General features: G+C 64.1%; 14 protein-coding genes. 3 read left to right on the forward strand and 11 right to left on the reverse strand.

The genetic code is table 11. The features are described from left to right. From murD to dinB, 10 genes are all read right to left on the reverse strand, one after another. The gene (gene murD, locus ACIP90_RS19675; protein WP_400581352.1) at window positions 1-1,587 is read right to left on the reverse strand and encodes a UDP-N-acetylmuramoyl-L-alanine--D-glutamate ligase; all 1,587 of its coding nucleotides are present in this window, start codon (window positions 1,585-1,587) and stop codon (window positions 1-3) included. Beyond that, a complete protein-coding gene (gene mraY / locus ACIP90_RS19680; RefSeq protein WP_400581354.1) occupies window positions 1,569-2,678 on the reverse strand; it encodes a phospho-N-acetylmuramoyl-pentapeptide-transferase in 1,110 nt (369 codons plus the stop codon). Before mraY ends, murD begins: the two co-directional genes overlap by 19 nt. Beyond that, window positions 2,675-4,144, reverse strand: coding sequence for a UDP-N-acetylmuramoyl-tripeptide--D-alanyl-D-alanine ligase (gene murF / locus ACIP90_RS19685; protein ID WP_400581356.1), 1,470 nt, complete (start codon window positions 4,142-4,144; stop codon window positions 2,675-2,677). Before murF ends, mraY begins: the two co-directional genes overlap by 4 nt. A 6-nt stretch (window positions 4,145-4,150) precedes the next feature. Beyond that, a complete protein-coding gene (locus tag ACIP90_RS19690) occupies window positions 4,151-5,830 on the reverse strand; it encodes a UDP-N-acetylmuramoyl-L-alanyl-D-glutamate--2,6-diaminopimelate ligase (RefSeq protein ID WP_400581358.1) in 1,680 nt (559 codons plus the stop codon). Window positions 5,831-5,915: 85 nt separating this feature from the next. After that, window positions 5,916-7,718, reverse strand: a complete 1,803-nt coding sequence (locus ACIP90_RS19695; RefSeq protein WP_400581360.1) for a peptidoglycan D,D-transpeptidase FtsI family protein — start codon at window positions 7,716-7,718, stop codon at window positions 5,916-5,918. Window positions 7,719-7,765: 47 nt separating this feature from the next. Next, window positions 7,766-8,422 carry a hypothetical protein gene (locus ACIP90_RS19700; protein WP_400581361.1) on the reverse strand — a complete coding sequence of 219 codons (657 nt, stop codon included), beginning with the start codon at window positions 8,420-8,422 and terminating at the stop codon, window positions 7,766-7,768. Continuing rightward, window positions 8,419-9,417, reverse strand: a complete 999-nt coding sequence (gene rsmH, locus ACIP90_RS19705; protein WP_400581362.1) for a 16S rRNA (cytosine(1402)-N(4))-methyltransferase RsmH — start codon at window positions 9,415-9,417, stop codon at window positions 8,419-8,421. The genes ACIP90_RS19700 and rsmH overlap by 4 nt, the downstream gene beginning before the upstream one ends. A 167-nt stretch (window positions 9,418-9,584) precedes the next feature. Beyond that, window positions 9,585-10,013, reverse strand: a complete 429-nt coding sequence (gene mraZ, locus ACIP90_RS19710) for a division/cell wall cluster transcriptional repressor MraZ (RefSeq protein WP_078028973.1) — start codon at window positions 10,011-10,013, stop codon at window positions 9,585-9,587. A 335-nt stretch (window positions 10,014-10,348) separates the two neighbouring features. Continuing rightward, window positions 10,349-10,720, reverse strand: coding sequence for a DUF3040 domain-containing protein (locus ACIP90_RS19715; protein WP_400581364.1), 372 nt, complete (start codon window positions 10,718-10,720; stop codon window positions 10,349-10,351). Window positions 10,721-11,009: 289 nt separating this feature from the next. Continuing rightward, a complete protein-coding gene (gene dinB, locus ACIP90_RS19720) occupies window positions 11,010-12,257 on the reverse strand; it encodes a DNA polymerase IV (RefSeq protein ID WP_400581366.1) in 1,248 nt (415 codons plus the stop codon). A gap of 75 nt (window positions 12,258-12,332) precedes the next feature. On the opposite strand from dinB, the gene ACIP90_RS19725 reads away from it, so the two are divergent. Continuing rightward, a complete protein-coding gene (locus tag ACIP90_RS19725; RefSeq protein ID WP_400581368.1) occupies window positions 12,333-12,860 on the forward strand; it encodes a hypothetical protein in 528 nt (175 codons plus the stop codon). Further along, on the forward strand, window positions 12,857-13,951 hold the full coding sequence (locus ACIP90_RS19730; RefSeq protein WP_400581370.1) for a polyprenyl synthetase family protein: 1,095 nt from the start codon (window positions 12,857-12,859) through the stop codon (window positions 13,949-13,951). The genes ACIP90_RS19725 and ACIP90_RS19730 overlap by 4 nt, the downstream gene beginning before the upstream one ends. Before the next feature lie 136 nt (window positions 13,952-14,087). Here ACIP90_RS19730 and ACIP90_RS19735 read toward each other — a convergent pair whose 3' ends face one another. Beyond that, complete coding sequence (locus tag ACIP90_RS19735) at window positions 14,088-14,441, reverse strand: Rv2175c family DNA-binding protein (protein WP_400581372.1); 354 nt, start codon at window positions 14,439-14,441, stop codon at window positions 14,088-14,090. A gap of 255 nt (window positions 14,442-14,696) precedes the next feature. On the opposite strand from ACIP90_RS19735, the gene ACIP90_RS19740 reads away from it, so the two are divergent. After that, entirely contained in the window at window positions 14,697-16,016 is a 1,320-nt protein-coding gene (locus ACIP90_RS19740) for a LysM peptidoglycan-binding domain-containing protein (protein ID WP_400581374.1), read from the forward strand. The last annotated feature ends 16 nt before the right edge of the window (window positions 16,017-16,032 follow it).

Raw genomic sequence — 16,032 nt, forward strand, 5'->3', positions numbered from 1 at the left:
TTACTCCTTGCCGGTCTGAGCCTGCCCTTCCACGAGCTCGCGGACTGCTTCGATGAAGGCGTCGCCACGGTGAGCATAGGAAGAGAACTGATCCATGGACGCAGCCGCCGGGGCCATGAGCACAGTGTCACCGGAGGTGGCGATCTGTGCCGCTGAAGCGACGGCCTGTGCCATTACAGCCTCGCCGGACTCGGATGGGGACGGCGCGGCGTCGTGACCGGTTCCGGCAGACTGCACATTTTCAGTGTCGCCCGTGGCCGGCCGGATGACCGGTACATCCGATGCGTGTCGCCGCAACGACTCTTCCAGGGATGCTGTGTCCTTGCCAATGAGCACCACAGCCTTCAGCCGATCAGCGTGCGCGCTCACGATTTCGTCATAGCTGACGCCCTTGGAGAGGCCTCCGGCGATCCAGACGACAGACTCGAAGGCGGACAGCGACGCGGCAGCGGCGTGCGGATTGGTCGCCTTGGAGTCGTTGATCCAGAGCACGCCGTTCTGCTTGGCCACGGGCTGGATGCGGTGGCTTCCCGGGATGTAGGCCCTCAGCCCGAGTCGCACGTCTTCCGGCCTGAGCCCATATGCCCTCACCAGCGCGGCTGCGGCCAGCGCATTCGCCACCATGTGGCGCGGGGCCACGGGGCCAAGATCAGCCATCGATGCGAGTTCCGCGGCACTGTCCTTGCGTTCCGCGATAAAGGCACGGTCCACCAGCAGGCCCTCGACGACACCCAGCATGCTGATGGCGGGGGTCCCAGTGGTGAACCCGATGGCCCGGCAGCCCTCCACGACGTCTGCATCCTCCACCATGCGCTCGGTTTCGATCTGCTCGGCGTTGTAGATGCAGGCCTTCTGCGTGTGTTCGTAGATCTTGGCCTTGTCAGCCAGGTAGTCCGTGTACGATCCGTGCCAGTCCACGTGGTCCTCGGCGACGTTGAGGCAGACGCTCGCCACAGCGGAAACGGAGTCGCACCAGTGCAGCTGGAAGCTGGACAGCTCCACCGCGAAAACGTCGTACTCGACGGGGTCCCGGAGGGCATCCAGAATGGGCGTGCCCACGTTGCCCACGGCAATGGCTTTCAGCCCGGCCGCCTTCAGCATGGACTCGGTCAGGCCGACCGTCGTCGTCTTTCCGTTGGTTCCGGTGATGGTTAGCCAGTCCGCCGTCTTGCGGCCCTCACGGACGCGCAGCCGCCAGGCGAGCTCCACGTCGCCCCACACCGGGATGTGGGAACGTGAGGCGGCGGCGAGCAGTGCCTGGTCCGGCCGCCAGCCCGGCGATGTGACGATCAGGTCCGGCTTCAGGCCGTCGATCTTCGGCACCGTTCTTACGGCGTCATCACCGAGCAGCACCTCTGCCGCGCCCACGATCCTCAGCGTGTCCGCTTTGGCCTGGGCCGTTTCCGACGTCGAGCCGTCCACCACCACTACACGGGCACCCAGTTCGATGAGGGTGTCCGCCGCGGCGAAGCCTGAAACGCCGATGCCGGTGACCACCACACGCAGCCCTGCCCAGTCGGAGTCCCAGCTGACGAGGTCTTTCAGCCTGGCCGTTCCGGTTTCGATGCTCACAGCAGGACCACCCATTCTGCGTAGAAGATGCCCAGACCCGCAGCGACGAACAGGCCTCCCAGGATCCAGAAGCGGACGACGACCGTGACTTCGGCCCAGCCCTTGAGTTCGAAGTGGTGCTGGAGCGGCGCCATCTTGAAGAAGCGCTTTCCCTTGGTGGCCTTGAAATAGCCCACCTGGATTATGACCGACAGTGTGATGAGCACGAACAGTCCGCCAATGAAGGCCAGCAGCAGTTCGGTGCGTGACAGGATGGCGAAGCCGGCGATGGCGCCGCCGATTGCCAGGGACCCGGTGTCGCCCATGAAGATCTTGGCGGGTGAGGTGTTCCACCAGAGGAAGCCGACCAGCGCCGCGCTCATGATGGCGGCCAGGAGCGCAAGGTCAAGGGGGTCCCGCACGGAGTAGCAGCCGCTTCCGGCCTGGCGGGGCGAACCGCAGGCCTGGTTGCTCTGCCAGATGCCCATCAGCGTATAGGCGCCGAACACCATGACCGAGGCCCCTGCTGCGAGTCCGTCCAGGCCGTCGGTGAGATTGACGCCGTTGGTTGCTGCCGTGACGATCAGGTTTGACCAGACGACGAAGAGAATCGCACCGAGGACTGTGCCGCCGAAGGCCAGGTCCAGCCAGGGAATGTCGCGGACCAGGGAAATCTTGGTGGACGCCGGCGTAAGCCCGTCCGGATCGGGGAAGTAGAGTGCCAGGACGGCGAAGATAATGCCCACCGCGCCCTGCAGGATCAGCTTGGCCTTGGCGTTCAGGCCAAGGCTGCGCTGCCGTGAAATCTTAATGAAGTCATCCAGGAAACCCACCAGGCCCATGCCCACCATCAGGAACAGCAGGAGCAGCGCGGAGACCGATGGTCCGGCCGACCGAGGATTCATCATCCACATGATGAGGTGCGTCAGGCCGTAGCTGATGAGGACAGCCGTGACCACCACGGTTCCGCCCATGGTGGGGGTGCCGCGCTTGGTGTGGTGCGACGTCGGTCCGTCGTCCCGGATGAACTGGCCATAGCTCTTCCGGACCAGTAGACGGATGAACAGCGGGGTGCCGACCAATGCCATCAACAGGGCCAGGCCAGCGCCGATCAATAGTGCAATCACAGCAGCTCGCTCCCTTCATTGGCACTTGCTCGGGATTGTCGGGGTAATGCTATCCGATCGCCTAGATGGCGCAGTCCGACCGAATTCGAGGACTTGAACAGCACCAGGTCGCCGGGTTCCAGCTGGGCTTCGAGCACGTCGTAGGCCTCGTCCGCGGTTTCGGCAAAGATGCATTCCTCGCCCCAGGAGCCTTCCTGGATCGCCGAGACGTACAGCGGACGCGCCTCCCGCCCCACCACCAGCAGGCGTGAGATGTTCAGGCGCACCACCTGGGTGCCCACGGCGATGTGCTCCCGGATGGAGTCGTCGCCCAGTTCCAGCATGGCCCCGAGGACGGCCCAGGTGCGGCGCCCGCGGCCGAGGTCGGCCAGCGTCCGGAGCGCGGCACGCATCGACTCCGGATTCGCGTTGTAGGCGTCGTTAATGATGGTCACGCCGTCCGCCCGCTCGGTGCGTTCCATGCGCCACCGGCTGGCGGCCGACTGGGAGCTGAGGGATGCGCCGATCCGTTCTGCAGGGACGCCGGCGGCGTGCGCTGCGGCCGCCGCGGCGAGCAGGTTGGCGACGTGGTGCTCACCGATGAGCCTGCTGCTTACATGGACGGGTTCCTCCCCCGGCAGTCCGAGGTCGAATTCCGGATGGCCTTCGGCGTTGATGTCCAGGTTCAAAGCCCTGGCAGCCGGGCCGTCTGAAGCGGCGCCCCGGGATGAAAAACCGAACACGGCGGCCTGCGTGCGGCCAGCCATGGCTGCCACCCGCGGGTCGTCCAGGTTCAGGACAGCCGTGCCCGCAGCCGGAAGCGCTTCGACGAGCTCCCCCTTGGCGGTCGCGATGTTCTCCACCCCGCCGAATTCGCCGGCATGGGCCGTGCCCACGCCCAGCACCACGCCGATTTCCGGGCGGACCATTTCGCTGAGATAGCTGATGTGCCCGATGCCGGTGGCGCCCATTTCGATGACGAGGAACCGGGTGTCGAAGCCGGCCTGGAAGACCGTCAGCGGCACACCTACTTCACCGTTGTAGGATCCCTGCGGCGCCACGGTTTCGGCCTCCGCTGACAGGATGCCGGCAAGGAGGTCCTTGGTGGTGGTCTTGCCCGCAGAGCCGGTGATGCCGATGACAGTCAGCTGTTCGCCTGCCGCCTCCCGGCGTGCCCTGATCCGCCGGACCGCTTCGGCTGCCAGTGCCCCCATGGCCAGCACAGCATCCTTTACGACAACAGCCGGGTAGCTATTTCCGGCGGAATCGGTGACTTCGCGTTCGGCCAGTGCCAGCACGGCACCGCGGTCAAAGGCCGCTCCCATGAAGTCGTGCCCGTCCGCGTTTTCGCCGGGCTTGGCCACGTAGAGGGAGCCGCTGCTGACCTCGCGGGAGTCGGTGACTACCGACGTGGGGGTGAGTTCTGGATCGGCAACGAGCAGGCCGCTGGTGATTTCGGCGATTTCCGCCGCAGTAAATGCAATCATGTCGGTCTAGGACTCTATCCGCTCGTCTTCAAGAACGGTGAATCCCCGTGCCGTCAAGGCCTTCCGGAGCTCCACCCTGTCGTCGAGGGCAAGGTTCACACCCTTGACCTCCTGCCACACTTCATGGCCGCGTCCGGCAACGAGGATGGTATCCCTGGCCGATGCCAGTTCAACGGCTCTCCGGATCGCCTCGTCGCGGGGGAAAACTTCCAGGATTTGGCAGTCAAGCCGCTCGGACTCCTTGGCGTCCGTGGCACCGACCAGCACATCCGACCGGATAGCCGCCGCGTCCTCGTCATGCGGGTCGTCGTCGCTGACTATTACGACGTCGGCGAGCCGGGCCGCGATGGCGCCCATGGACGGACGCTTGCCCTGGTCCCGCTGGCCGGTGGCGCCGAAGACCACGATGACGCGCGACGCCGGGTCCGTGGAGCGGACGGCCTCCAGCGCCCGGGCCAGGGCGTCCGGGTTGTGCGCGAAATCGACCACCGCAGCGGGCTCGGCCGATACGAGCTGCATCCTGCCGGGCACGGCCACGGTGAAGGGGTCGCTGGCATCGAGTGCCGCCTGAACTTCCGCCGGATCGGCACCGCCGGCCAGCACCATCGCCAGTGCAAGCGCGGCGTTGGACACGTTGAAGCTGCCGGGGAGACCGGTATGCACCCGGAGCTCCACGCCTGTGCTGCCCCGCAGGGTGAACTCAGTGCCGAGGCCTCGGGGCCGCAGCCCAGTGACGGTCCAGTCCGCGCCGCCGGAACCGGCTGCGGAACCGGCCACGCCGTCTGCGGTGTCAATCGGCAGGGTCGACAGCGTGGTGACCGGCAGATCCGTTTCGGCGGCGAGACGGCGTCCCCATTCGTCGTCGACCGTTACGACGGCGGTGCGGGCGCGCTCCATGGTGAACAGTTCCGCCTTGGTGCGGAAGTAGTCCTCCATGGTGCCGTGCAGGTCAAGGTGGTCCTGGGTCAGGTTGGTGAACCCGACGACGTCGAACACCACGCCGTCCACGCGGCGGAACGAGACCGCATGCGAGGACACTTCCATGGAGGCTGCATCAAGCCCCCGTTCGCGCATGAGGGCGAGCAGGGCGTGCACGTCGGTGGATTCCGGCGTCGTCAGGAGGCTCGGGATCGGGTCCCCGCCGGCCACGATCTCGATGGTGCCGATCAACCCCGTTCTTTTGCCGAGGGCCTGAAGCAGGGAATTGACGAAGTATGTGGTGGTGGTCTTGCCGTTGGTGCCGGTGACGCCGAAAAGCGCTGGTGACGGGCCGCCGTCCGGGGCCTGGCTCCGGTATATCAGCCCTGACAGGCGGCCGACCACCGCCCGGGGCTCATCCACCACAAGCACCGGGACGGAAATATCAGGCGCCAGCGCCAGGAGCCGTGCACCGGCGTCGTCGGTCAGCACAGCAGCGGCGCCGGACTCAATCGCCGTGGCGGCAAAGTCCGCGCCGTGGCGTGCGGAACCCGGCAGCGCCACATAAAGATCGCCGCGCTCCACCGTCCGGGAATTCAGGGAGATCCCGGTAACCTGGACGTTCGCCGCATCTCCTGGCACGGTGAGGCCAATCCACCGGCCGATGACACCCAGCTCTATTGCGGCGACGGCCGAGGGCCGGAACCCGCCGGAGGAAGCCTGCCCGTTCGGGGCATCGGCAGTGCCGGGGGCGTTGTGCTCTGACAAAGTGGATCTCCGTGGGTACTAGTGGACCAACGGGCACGGCAGAACGAAGCCTTCACGTGCACCGCGGTCTTTGAAAGCGGGTTTACTACTTGGCGAACTGCGGCAGCTTGACCGGTTGCCCCTTGGACGGCGGAACGTTGTACGTTCGCAGTGCCTGGCTCATGACCGAACGGAACACGGGACCGTTGGTGATGCCGTAAATGGAACCTTTGGGCCGCTGCAGGACCACCTCAACAATAAACCGCGGATCGTCCATCGGCGCCATTCCCACCATCGAGGCCGTGTAGCCGCAGAAACCTGCCGTGCCATCATCACACGGCGATTGCGACGTTCCGGTCTTGGCACCGACGCGGTAACCGTCGATGGCCGCTTCCTTGATCTGGCCCTCGGTGACGGCACTTTCGAGGATGTCCCGGACCTGCTTGGCCGTCTCCTGGGACACAACCTTCCGGGCAGGCTTCGCCGGGACTTTCTCCTCGGTTCCGTCCGGATTGATGTAGCTGTCGATGAGGCGCGGCTGGAGCATCATTCCGCCATTGGCAATGGACTGGTATGCCCGCACGGTCTGGAGCGTTGACTGGGATACGCCCTGGCCGAAGAGCACCGTGTACTGCTGGCGGCCATCCCACTGATCGGGGGGCGTCAGGATGCCCTTGGCCTCTGCAGGCAAGCCGATTTCGGGAGCCTCGCCTATGCCGAATTTCTTCAGCCAGTCATAACGCTGTTCCTTGGTCAGCCGTTGGCCGGCCATGACCGTTCCGGTGTTCATGGACCATCCAAGGATGCCGGCAAGGGTCCGTTTTTCAGTTCCGTGGGAGAACGAGTCATCGAACTGCTGGCCGTCCACCACGTAGGAAGGCGGGATGACGAAGGTGTCGAGTGGCTTGGCCTTGCCCTCTTCGATGACCGCGGCGGCGGTGATCATTTTCTCGACGGAGCCTGGCTCATAAGCTGCCGTGACTGCCCGGACGCCGCGGTCCTCAGCCGCCACTTTTCCGGGGTCGTTGGGATCAGGTGCATCAGTATCCGCCATGGCAATAATGTTGCCAGTCTTGACGTCGGAGACGATGATGGTGCCCCACTCCGCGCTTAGCTTGTCCGCCTGGCTTTGAATTGCCTGCTGCGCGAAATACTGCAGGTCGGAGTCGAGGGTGAGCTTGACGTCCTTGCCGTCCTGCGCCGGTGTCAGCTGGTCCACGCCCACCGGGATGCGGAGGCCGTCGGCGCCGATCTCGAAGAGTCGCTTCCCGGGTGTTCCCCTGAGAATGGCGTCCTGAGTCTGCTCCAGGCCCGCCTGTCCGGTGTCACCGTTCTCCAGGAATCCGACGATGCCACCGGCGACAGATCCGTTTGGGTAGACGCGTTTGCTGGTTCCTTCGGAGAAGATGCCCGGGATCTGCAGTTTGGACACCCGGTCTTCTACGTCCGGCTTCAGGTCCTTGGCCACGATGTAGTAGGTCTTCTTGCCTGTGACGGCGTTCCGGACGTCGTCGACGTCCATGCCCAGGACGGCGGCCAGTTCCGAGATCCCCTGGTCACGGGAAACCGTGACCAGTTCGTCCTCGCCGTTCACGGTCTCAAGCCGCTTGAAGGACTCCGTCTTGGTGTTGACCACCTGGTCCACTGTGATGTTGTACCGGATCACGCTGTTGGCCAACACCGTCCCGTTGGTGTCCACGATGCTGCCCCGTTCCGCGGGCAGCACGGTGGGCCGCAGCCGGTTGCTCAAAGCAGCTTCGGCCATTCCGCCAACGTCCAGGCCCTGAACCAGGAAGAGCTTTCCGCCCACCACCAGCAGCAATGCCAGCATGATGCTGAGTCCCAGGCGCAACCGCTTGGTAGCGTTCGGGACTTTCTGCCTGCTTGCCTTGCCTTGCGCCACGATCATCCCTTACTGCTTGCCGTGCTGGCTGCCAGCCGCATCCGTTCTGCCAGTTACCGCCCCGGCACCTTTTGCGCCGGAGCCGGGATGGTGCCTCCGTGGAGGACCGCTGCCGGCTTCTGGGCGGCAGGCGCCGCAGCCAGCGGCGCTGCAGCCACCGGCCCTGCCGCAGCCTCTTCCGCAACCGGTTTCCGGCTTTCCAGCGGATCAGCAGTAGCAGCCGGCGGAACGACGTTGAGCTGGCCGGGAACTGCCGGTGCGGCGATTACCGCGCCGGCAGAGTCACCCTTGACAGCAGGCTTGGCCTGGCCGCTGACAGTGAGCGTGGACAGATCTATCTGCCCCTTCCCTGTGGAAGCTACCATTCCCAATTCTGAGGCCTTGGCGGCCAGATTCTGCGGAGCTTCGAAGTTTTGGACCTGCTGTGTCAGATCCTGGTTCTGCTTGGTCAGCCTCGTCTGCTCGCTGCGCAGGCTCACTAACTGGTACTGCGCCGTGGAGACAGAGATGTTCAGCACGAGGACGGCGATCAGTGCCACGGCGAGCAGGCCAAAGCATAGAACCACGAACGGAGCACGGCGTTTCTTGGGAACGGACCGGACCACTGATAGCGGTGTCCGCGCCTTGCGGGCTCCAGACAGCCCGGGGTCGACGTCTCCGGCGCTGTGGCCTGACGCGAGGGTGTAGGTCTTGACAGCTGCGGTGCTCATGCGGCTCTCCTGGCTCTGATGCGTTCCACAGCGCGCAGCCGGGCGGATGCTGCGCGCGAATTCTCCGCGATCTCGACGGCGGTAGGCACCTCGGTGCCTTTGGTAAGGGTCTTGAGTTCGGGCTTGTGTTCTTCGAGCTCCACGGGGAATCCCAGCGGCGCCGATGACTTGGAACGCGCCTGGAAGACGCTTTTTACAATCTTGTCTTCCAGCGAGTGGTAGGACATGACGACTAACCGGCCGCCCAGCGCAAGGGCTTCCACCGCTGCGGGGACTGCACGTTCGAGGACGTCGAGTTCCTCGTTAACCTCGATCCGCAGCGCTTGGAACGTCCGTTTGGCAGGGTGGCCTCCCGACTTGGCGGCGCCGGCAGGGACAACTGCCCGGATCTGCTCCACCAGTTCCCCGGTGGTGGCAAACGGCTTGTCCGCCCGGACCGTGACGATCCTGTTCGCGATGCGGCCGGCGAACTTCTCCTCGCCCCACTTCCGGATGATCCTGACGAGCTCCTCTTCGCTGTAGTTGTTAACGACATCGGCCGCAGTCTGCCCGCGGCTGGTGTCCATCCGCATGTCCAGAGGCGCGTCAAACGAGTACGCAAAGCCGCGCTCCCGCTCATCGAGCTGCAACGAGGAGACACCGAGATCCATCAGCACGCCGTGGACCTCAGAAATTCCGAGGTCCTCGAGGACTTCGGCGATCTCGTCGTAGACGGCATGGACGAGGTCGGTGCGGCCGGAGAACGGCTTCAGCCTCTCGCCGGCCAGGGCGAGTGCCTCTTCATCGCGGTCGATGCCCACAAGATGCAGATCAGGGAAGCGCTGCAACATCGCTTCCGAGTGTCCGCCCATCCCCAGAGTGGCGTCGACAACCACGGGAGTTTCTCCGCGCTGGCGTGCTGCTTCGAATCCCGGGGCCAACAAATTGATGCACCGGTCTTTCAGGACCGGCACATGGCGTTCGGACGTAGGTTTGGCTGGGTCGTGTTCGTTCATGCCTTACGTCCTTCCTGCTTGCCGCGGGGTGTTGTTTCTTAAGTCAGATCCCCATCCGCGCCTATCCCCGTGGCCGCCTGGCTCCGGGGAAGTGAGCCAGGAGGACGGTTGGATGGGCGGCTGGAGATCTCATTCAAGAAACAGATTCGGATGCTGCGCGCCGGTACTCAGAGAATCCCGGCGATGGGGTTGTCAGTTTCGGAGAAGGAGGTTTCCTTCTCCGCCAGGTACACATTCCAAGCCTGGGCATCCCAGATCTCAGCGCGGGTACCGGCGCCGATGACTGCCAGCTCCCTGCCGAGGCCTGCGTACTCCCGAAGGGCAGGAGGGATAGTCACCCGCCCTTGCTTGTCAGGTACCTCGTCCGAGGCTCCGGAGAGAAAGACGCGAATGTAGTCACGAGCCTGCTTGTTGGAGATGGGAGCCTCCCGGATCTGCTCGTGAACCCTCGCGAATTCCTGCTCACTGAAGACGTAGATGCAGCGCTCCTGGCCTCGCGTGAGAACAAGTCCGCCGGCAAGCTCCTCACGGAACTTGGCGGGGAGAATAATCCGTCCCTTTTCGTCCAGCCGCGGCGAGTGTGTCCCCAGGAACACGTCCCCACCGCCCCTCTGCCGTCAGAAGCCGAACAACCCCCCGCGCTGCCACTACCCTCTTACATGCTCCACTTTACTCCACTTCTCACCACAGTCAACGCGGCGCGGGGAATAATCAGGCAATTGGAGAATCAATTTCCTTGGAATTCCGCGGCCTGGCAAAGGGGGTGGAAAGTGGAGGGAAAATGGGCCCAAGGGCGACCGCTCGAGCTGACACCCGGAAAAAGGACGGTTAAACGCCGATGGCCCGCCGGAGCGGGCCATCGTTTAGGCGTGAGGTGGTGGCAAGTGGAGGTGGTGCCAGGTGGAAGTGGTGGGAAGTGGGGCGGCGGAAGTCAGGACTCTCCGCGGCGCCTTTCATCCCAGCGCTCTTCAAGGCTGCTCATGAACGAACTCTTGCCCTTGGACTTCTTTCCCCGGCCACCAGCCTTAGCCTTGCCGCTGGAAGCACTGCGCATGGTGGCGAAGTACACACCCGCTCCCATGACGATGAATCCGAGGACACCCACGAAGATTTGCTGCGTGGAAACCCCCACCAACAGGAGGAGGACTCCCGCGAGCGTCGCGAGTACGCCAATCACAATGTGTCGGGTGGACCATGTGCGGCCAGGATCCGAGCCCATGGAACTGGCGAACTTCGGATCGTCCTCATGCAGTTGCCTCTCGAGTTGCTCGAGCAGCTTCTGTTCGTGCTCCGAGAGCGGCATCACGACCTCCTTAAGTAGGCCAACGTCCGGACTGGTCAGGACCAGCTTTTCCTGCCTCGTCAACGACCGGCATGCTGTACAGGTTCCCGGCACTTCCATCGTTGGCAGGTCCGGGGGTCCAAGCATACGGACGCGGGCGGGTCAGGTGATCCACACATGTCCAGACGTTCGAAATCTTTGTATCTCTAAGGATAGTTTGTCTGGCGGTGTTGTGAAAGACGCTTTCGTGTGCTGCGACGCCGAAAGACGCTGAGAGCTCAAGCAAAAAATCCGGTGCCCGGCCATCAGCTCAGGTCTGCTCCCGCGGCGTCCTCGGAGCGCCCGTTCCGCCGTCCAGCAGCCGGGCCGGAAGGACCGATTTATGGCCGAATTTCTCCGTCACCCGGTCCAGTGCCTGCTCTGCCGACCGCCAGTTGTCATCCCGCCGGTCCAGGCTCAATTGCAGCGACGTCTGCGCGGCAGGATCGAGTTGCTCGGCGCGGACCCCTACAAGCCTGACTGACATGGACCGGCTCCCCAGGGACTCCAGCAGTTGGACGGCTGTGACGTAGATCAATTGCGCACTGTCAACGGGAGTGTGGACTGTCCTGCTCCGGGTTACCGTGGAGAAGTCGGAGTACCGCAGTTTCAAGGCCACAGTCCGCGCCACCATGCCGGACGCCCGCAGACGCGCGGCTGTCCGGTGGGACAGGCGCAACAGCTCTTTGTGGAGAAGTGCGTCATCGGCGGTGTCCACGGCAAACGTTTCCTCCGCCCCGATGCTCTTCTCCAGCCTGACGGGGGTAACTGCCCGTGGATCGATGCCCCACGAGAGGCGGTGGACGTGCTCGCCCGTGGCACCCAGGACCTTCTTGAGTGACGCAACAGGAGTAGCGGCGACGTCAGCGACCGTGCGGATACCCATTCCCGCCAGTACATCCGCCGTCTTGGAGCCGACGCCCCACAGTGCATTTACCGGCAGGCTGTGCAGATATGGCACTGTCTCCTCGGGCCGTATGAGCAGCAGGCCGTCGGGTTTGCAGCGTGTGGAGGCGATCTTGGCAACGAACTTGCTGGCGGCAATGCCCACTGAAGCGGTGATGCCCAGTTCACTGGCCACCCTTCGCCTGATAAGTTCGCCAATGGCCTGTGGCGGGCCCAGCCTGCGGATAGCTCCCCCCACATCAAGAAATGCCTCGTCCACGCTGAGCGGTTCCACAAATTCAGTGATCGATTCGAAGATGGACATGAGCTGCCCGGACACTTCGTAGTAGAGCCTGTGGCGTGGCTCGATGACGATTGCCCGGGGACACAGGCGGCGAGCCACCACCATTGGCATCGCAGACTTCACGCCGAATGTGCGTGCTTCGTACGAGGCGGACAGGACCACGGAGCGGTCGGCCGGAAATCCGACAATCACCGGCCTGCCGCGCAATTCCGGGCGTCCCCGCAGTTCCACGGAAACAAAGAACGCGTCCATATCCACGTGCAGAATACTGCAGCGCCGGAGTTCCCGAAGGCGCGCTTCGAATTGCTCTCTGTCCTGGTCCGGCACCACATCTGCAATCCTATGCCCTGGGGCTGACTAAACTGGAGGCTGGATCCGGCATCAAACCCCAGGAGGAACACACCTGTGAAGGTCATTGGAACCCACATGCCTGCATGCCTCGGCCTGCTCGCTGCTGGCACTGTGATGGTGGTGATGTCCGCCTGCACTGCACCTGCGCCCGCATCAACTACTACTGAAGCTGCCGCACCCACCGCGGTCGTGGCCCAGGCAAGCACGGCGCCGCCCAGCCCGTCGGCATCTCCCGGCACCTCGGCGACGGTAGGCGCCGTCGTCGCAGGGTTCCCGCAGAAACTGCTTCCGCTCATGCCGGGTGCCAAAGTCGCGGCGAGCAGCTTCGACAAGTCCTCCTCCCCCGCCACCGTCGCATTGGTGGGTTCCGTGGCCGCCAAGCCGGCCGCCGTCGTCGCGTTTTATACGAAAGCTCTTGAAGCGCAGGGATTCAAAGCCGTTCCCGGCAACAAGGTTGGCGCGGTGGTCTCGAAGGACTTCGTCCGGGCGGGCAACGAGACCGTGAACATCGCGGTTCCCGAAACGGCCGGAGTGTCCACGTTCACCATCGGGGCCAACGTGGCGCCTGAGTCCGTCAAGTGACGGTGGCCGAACAGCTCCGTGTGGAGCAGGCAGCCTTCGTAGCCGCCGTCGCGGGCAAGCTCACAGACTTCCTGGCCTCGAGGCACTCCGTGATGACGGCGATCTCGCCCGACATCGATCCCATCATGGGGTCGATCTCGAACCTTGTCACCGGAGGCAAGCGGCTGCGGGCCCTCATGTGCTACTGGGGCTGGCGCGGTGCGGGAGGGCCGGCCGACGCCGATGATGTGATCACCGCCGGCGCGGCGCTCGAACTCTTCCAGGCCGCCGCGCTCATCCACGACGACATCATCGACCGGTCCGACACGCGGCGTGGAGGCCCCAGCGTGCACCGCCGGTTCAGTCAGCTGCACGAAAGCCAGGGCTGGGCCCTGGACAGCGAACGCTTCGGCCATGCAGCCGCCATCCTGGCGGGCGACCTCTGCCTGTCCTTCAGTGAGGAAGCATTCACGGATATCGGCCAGCAGGCGGCTTCAGGGAGCCGGGCACGGCTGATCTTCAACCTCATGCGTGCCGAGGTCATGGCGGGGCAGTACCTGGACATCCTGGAAGAGGTGGCCGGGCCGGTGCGGGACCGTGCCGGCGCCGTGAGCCGCGCCCAATCAATCATACGGTTCAAATCGGCAAAGTACTCCACCGAACACCCGCTGGCCTTGGGCGGCGCGCTCGGGGGTGCCTCGGATGACCTTCTGCGCGGATACTCCGCCTTCGCGCTTCCGCTGGGCGAAGCGTTTCAGCTTCGCGACGACGTCCTGGGCGTTTTCGGGGATCCTGTCACAACCGGGAAGCCCGCAGGAGATGATCTCCGCGAAGGCAAGCGGACAGTGCTCGTGGCTTTTGCCCTGGATATGTCCATGCCCGAGGAGTCAGCATTCATCGACGCGAAGCTGGGCAGTCCTGACCTGGGCGAGGAAGACGTGGCGGAGATCCGCAGGATTATTGCGGACTGCGGGGCGCTGCACGCCACCGAAGTCCTTATCGAGGAGTTCGGAGCAGCCGCCTACGGCGCGTTGGAGCTGCTCCCGCTGGACGACCTGCCCAAGACGGCATTGAGGAAACTGGCCGAAGCAACGGTAAGCCGCGCATCTTAGATGCACTTTTGACTGCCTCGACTGGAAATGCGGGGCGGGTTGTTCCGCCCCGCATTTCCTCTCAACACGTCAACGCGCCGAAGATTCTCAGCCGGCTATCTTGCCAGGCCTCGCTTTACCAACCGCGCTTACGCGCTTACCAGGCCAGGGATTGGGCGCGGCGGCGGATTTCAGTCTTGCGGCCGTCGCGCAGGGCGTCGATAGGCCGGCCACGGAGGGACTCGTCGGGCGTGAAGAGCCAGGTGATAAGTTCTTCGTCTGAATAGCCCGCGTCTGACAGCACGACGATGGTGCCCTTAAGGCTTTCCACAACGTGTCCGTCCTTCAGGAAGGCGGCAGGTACAGAACGGATGCGGCGTTCGCCCACGCGGAGGGCGGCCAGCGCTCGCTCATCCAACAACCCATGGACTTTGGTGATGGAAACGTCCAGCAACTGGGCTACGTCGGGCAGGGGCAACCAGTCGCCAACAAGGCTTTCTACAGTACTCACGCGTCAAGGTTGCCATGACGGACGCCTGCACGCCTAGTCGGTTCCCTGGCTCCCCGGCAATTTCCGATGCCCTCGAACCGCGACACACCCAAGCAAACCGACTTCCTCAGCGTGGCCACATTCTTGTGCTATTTGCAAAATCGTGAGAGATTCTCATAGATCACATTTGTAACAGCGATAACTCAAATAACATTAGAATCATTAGTCACACTGGCCTGACCGACAGCATTCGCCGCTGAGAAGAGGATCTTTCCCATGACGACGACCAGCTCGCCCAAGCAGCCCCCCAGGCCCAGCCTGCCTATGATCGCGGCGACGACGGCGACCCTTCCTGCCGTGATGCTGTCCTCCCTGGCGGTTGCGCAGCCCGCCGATGCCGACGCCCGACCCACTGCGATTCCGGCAACGCTGGCCGCAGCCATGGAAGCCCAAGCCGCGGCGGCCAAGGCAGGCGTCATTCCTGCCGCGTCGGTACCGGCAGCCATTCCGTCCGGCCTGCAGCCTGCCCGCGTCACGCCGAGCAGCCACAGAGTTGTGCGCGGAGATACCGTCAGCGGCATCGCCCACCGGTACGGCCTCAGCACCTCGGCAGTTCTTAGGCTGAACAACCTGAAGGTCAACTCGGTGATCTATCCAGGTCAGAAGCTGAAGCTGAAAGGCGCCGCAGCCCCGGCACCGAAGAACGCGGCTGCGTCTGTTGCACCGGCCAGTTCAGGCGCGAAAACCTACACCGTGAAGTCGGGTGACACCCTGGGCGGCATCGCTGCCAGGCATGGCGTGAAGCTGTCCCAAGTTTTGAGCTGGAACCGGCTCTCTCTGTCCTCGATCATTTACCCTGGCCAGAAAATCCGGATCGGCGCCGGCGCCGCAGCGCCTGCTGCTCCGACCCCTGCGGCCACGGCAACGTCCCGCTCCTACACGATCAAGTCCGGCGACACCCTGTCGGGCATCGCAGCACGGCATGGTGTCCGGCTCGCAGATGTGCTGTCCGCCAACCGGCTCAAGGTGACCAGCATCATCTACCCCGGTAACAAACTGGTCATCCCGGGCAAGTCCACAGCCGTCCAGCCGGCCTCCAGCGTCACACCGCTGGTGCCCAGCTCCTTCCTCGGCTATACGTACCCGGCTGCGGTGGTGGCCTCCGCCAATAAGAACAAGGCATTGCTCAACGCGTCGCCGGTGCCCTCGCTGGCGCAGATGAAGTCCATCGTGGCGGATACGGCGCGGCGCATGGGCGTGGATCCGGCATTGGCCCTGGCCTTTGCCTACCAGGAGTCGGGTTTCAACCAGCGCGCCGTGTCCCCTGCCAACGCCATCGGCACCATGCAGGTCATACCTTCTTCGGGCGAATGGGCATCCGACCTCGTGGGCCGCAAGCTCAATCTGCTTGACCCCTATGACAATGCCACTGCGGGTGTTGCCATCATCCGGCAGCTGATCCGCACCAGCAAGAACCTCGACTACGCCATTGCCGGCTACTACCAGGGCCAGTACTCAGTCAGCAAGTACGGCATGTACTCCGACACGAAGACCTACGTGGCGGCGATCAAGGCGCACCGAAAGAACTTCGCTTAGCCTGCCGGGCCTGTCA

Origin of the sequence: Arthrobacter sp. NPDC093139, assembly GCF_044754165.1 — a bacterium.
Taxonomy (GTDB): domain Bacteria; phylum Actinomycetota; class Actinomycetes; order Actinomycetales; family Micrococcaceae; genus Arthrobacter.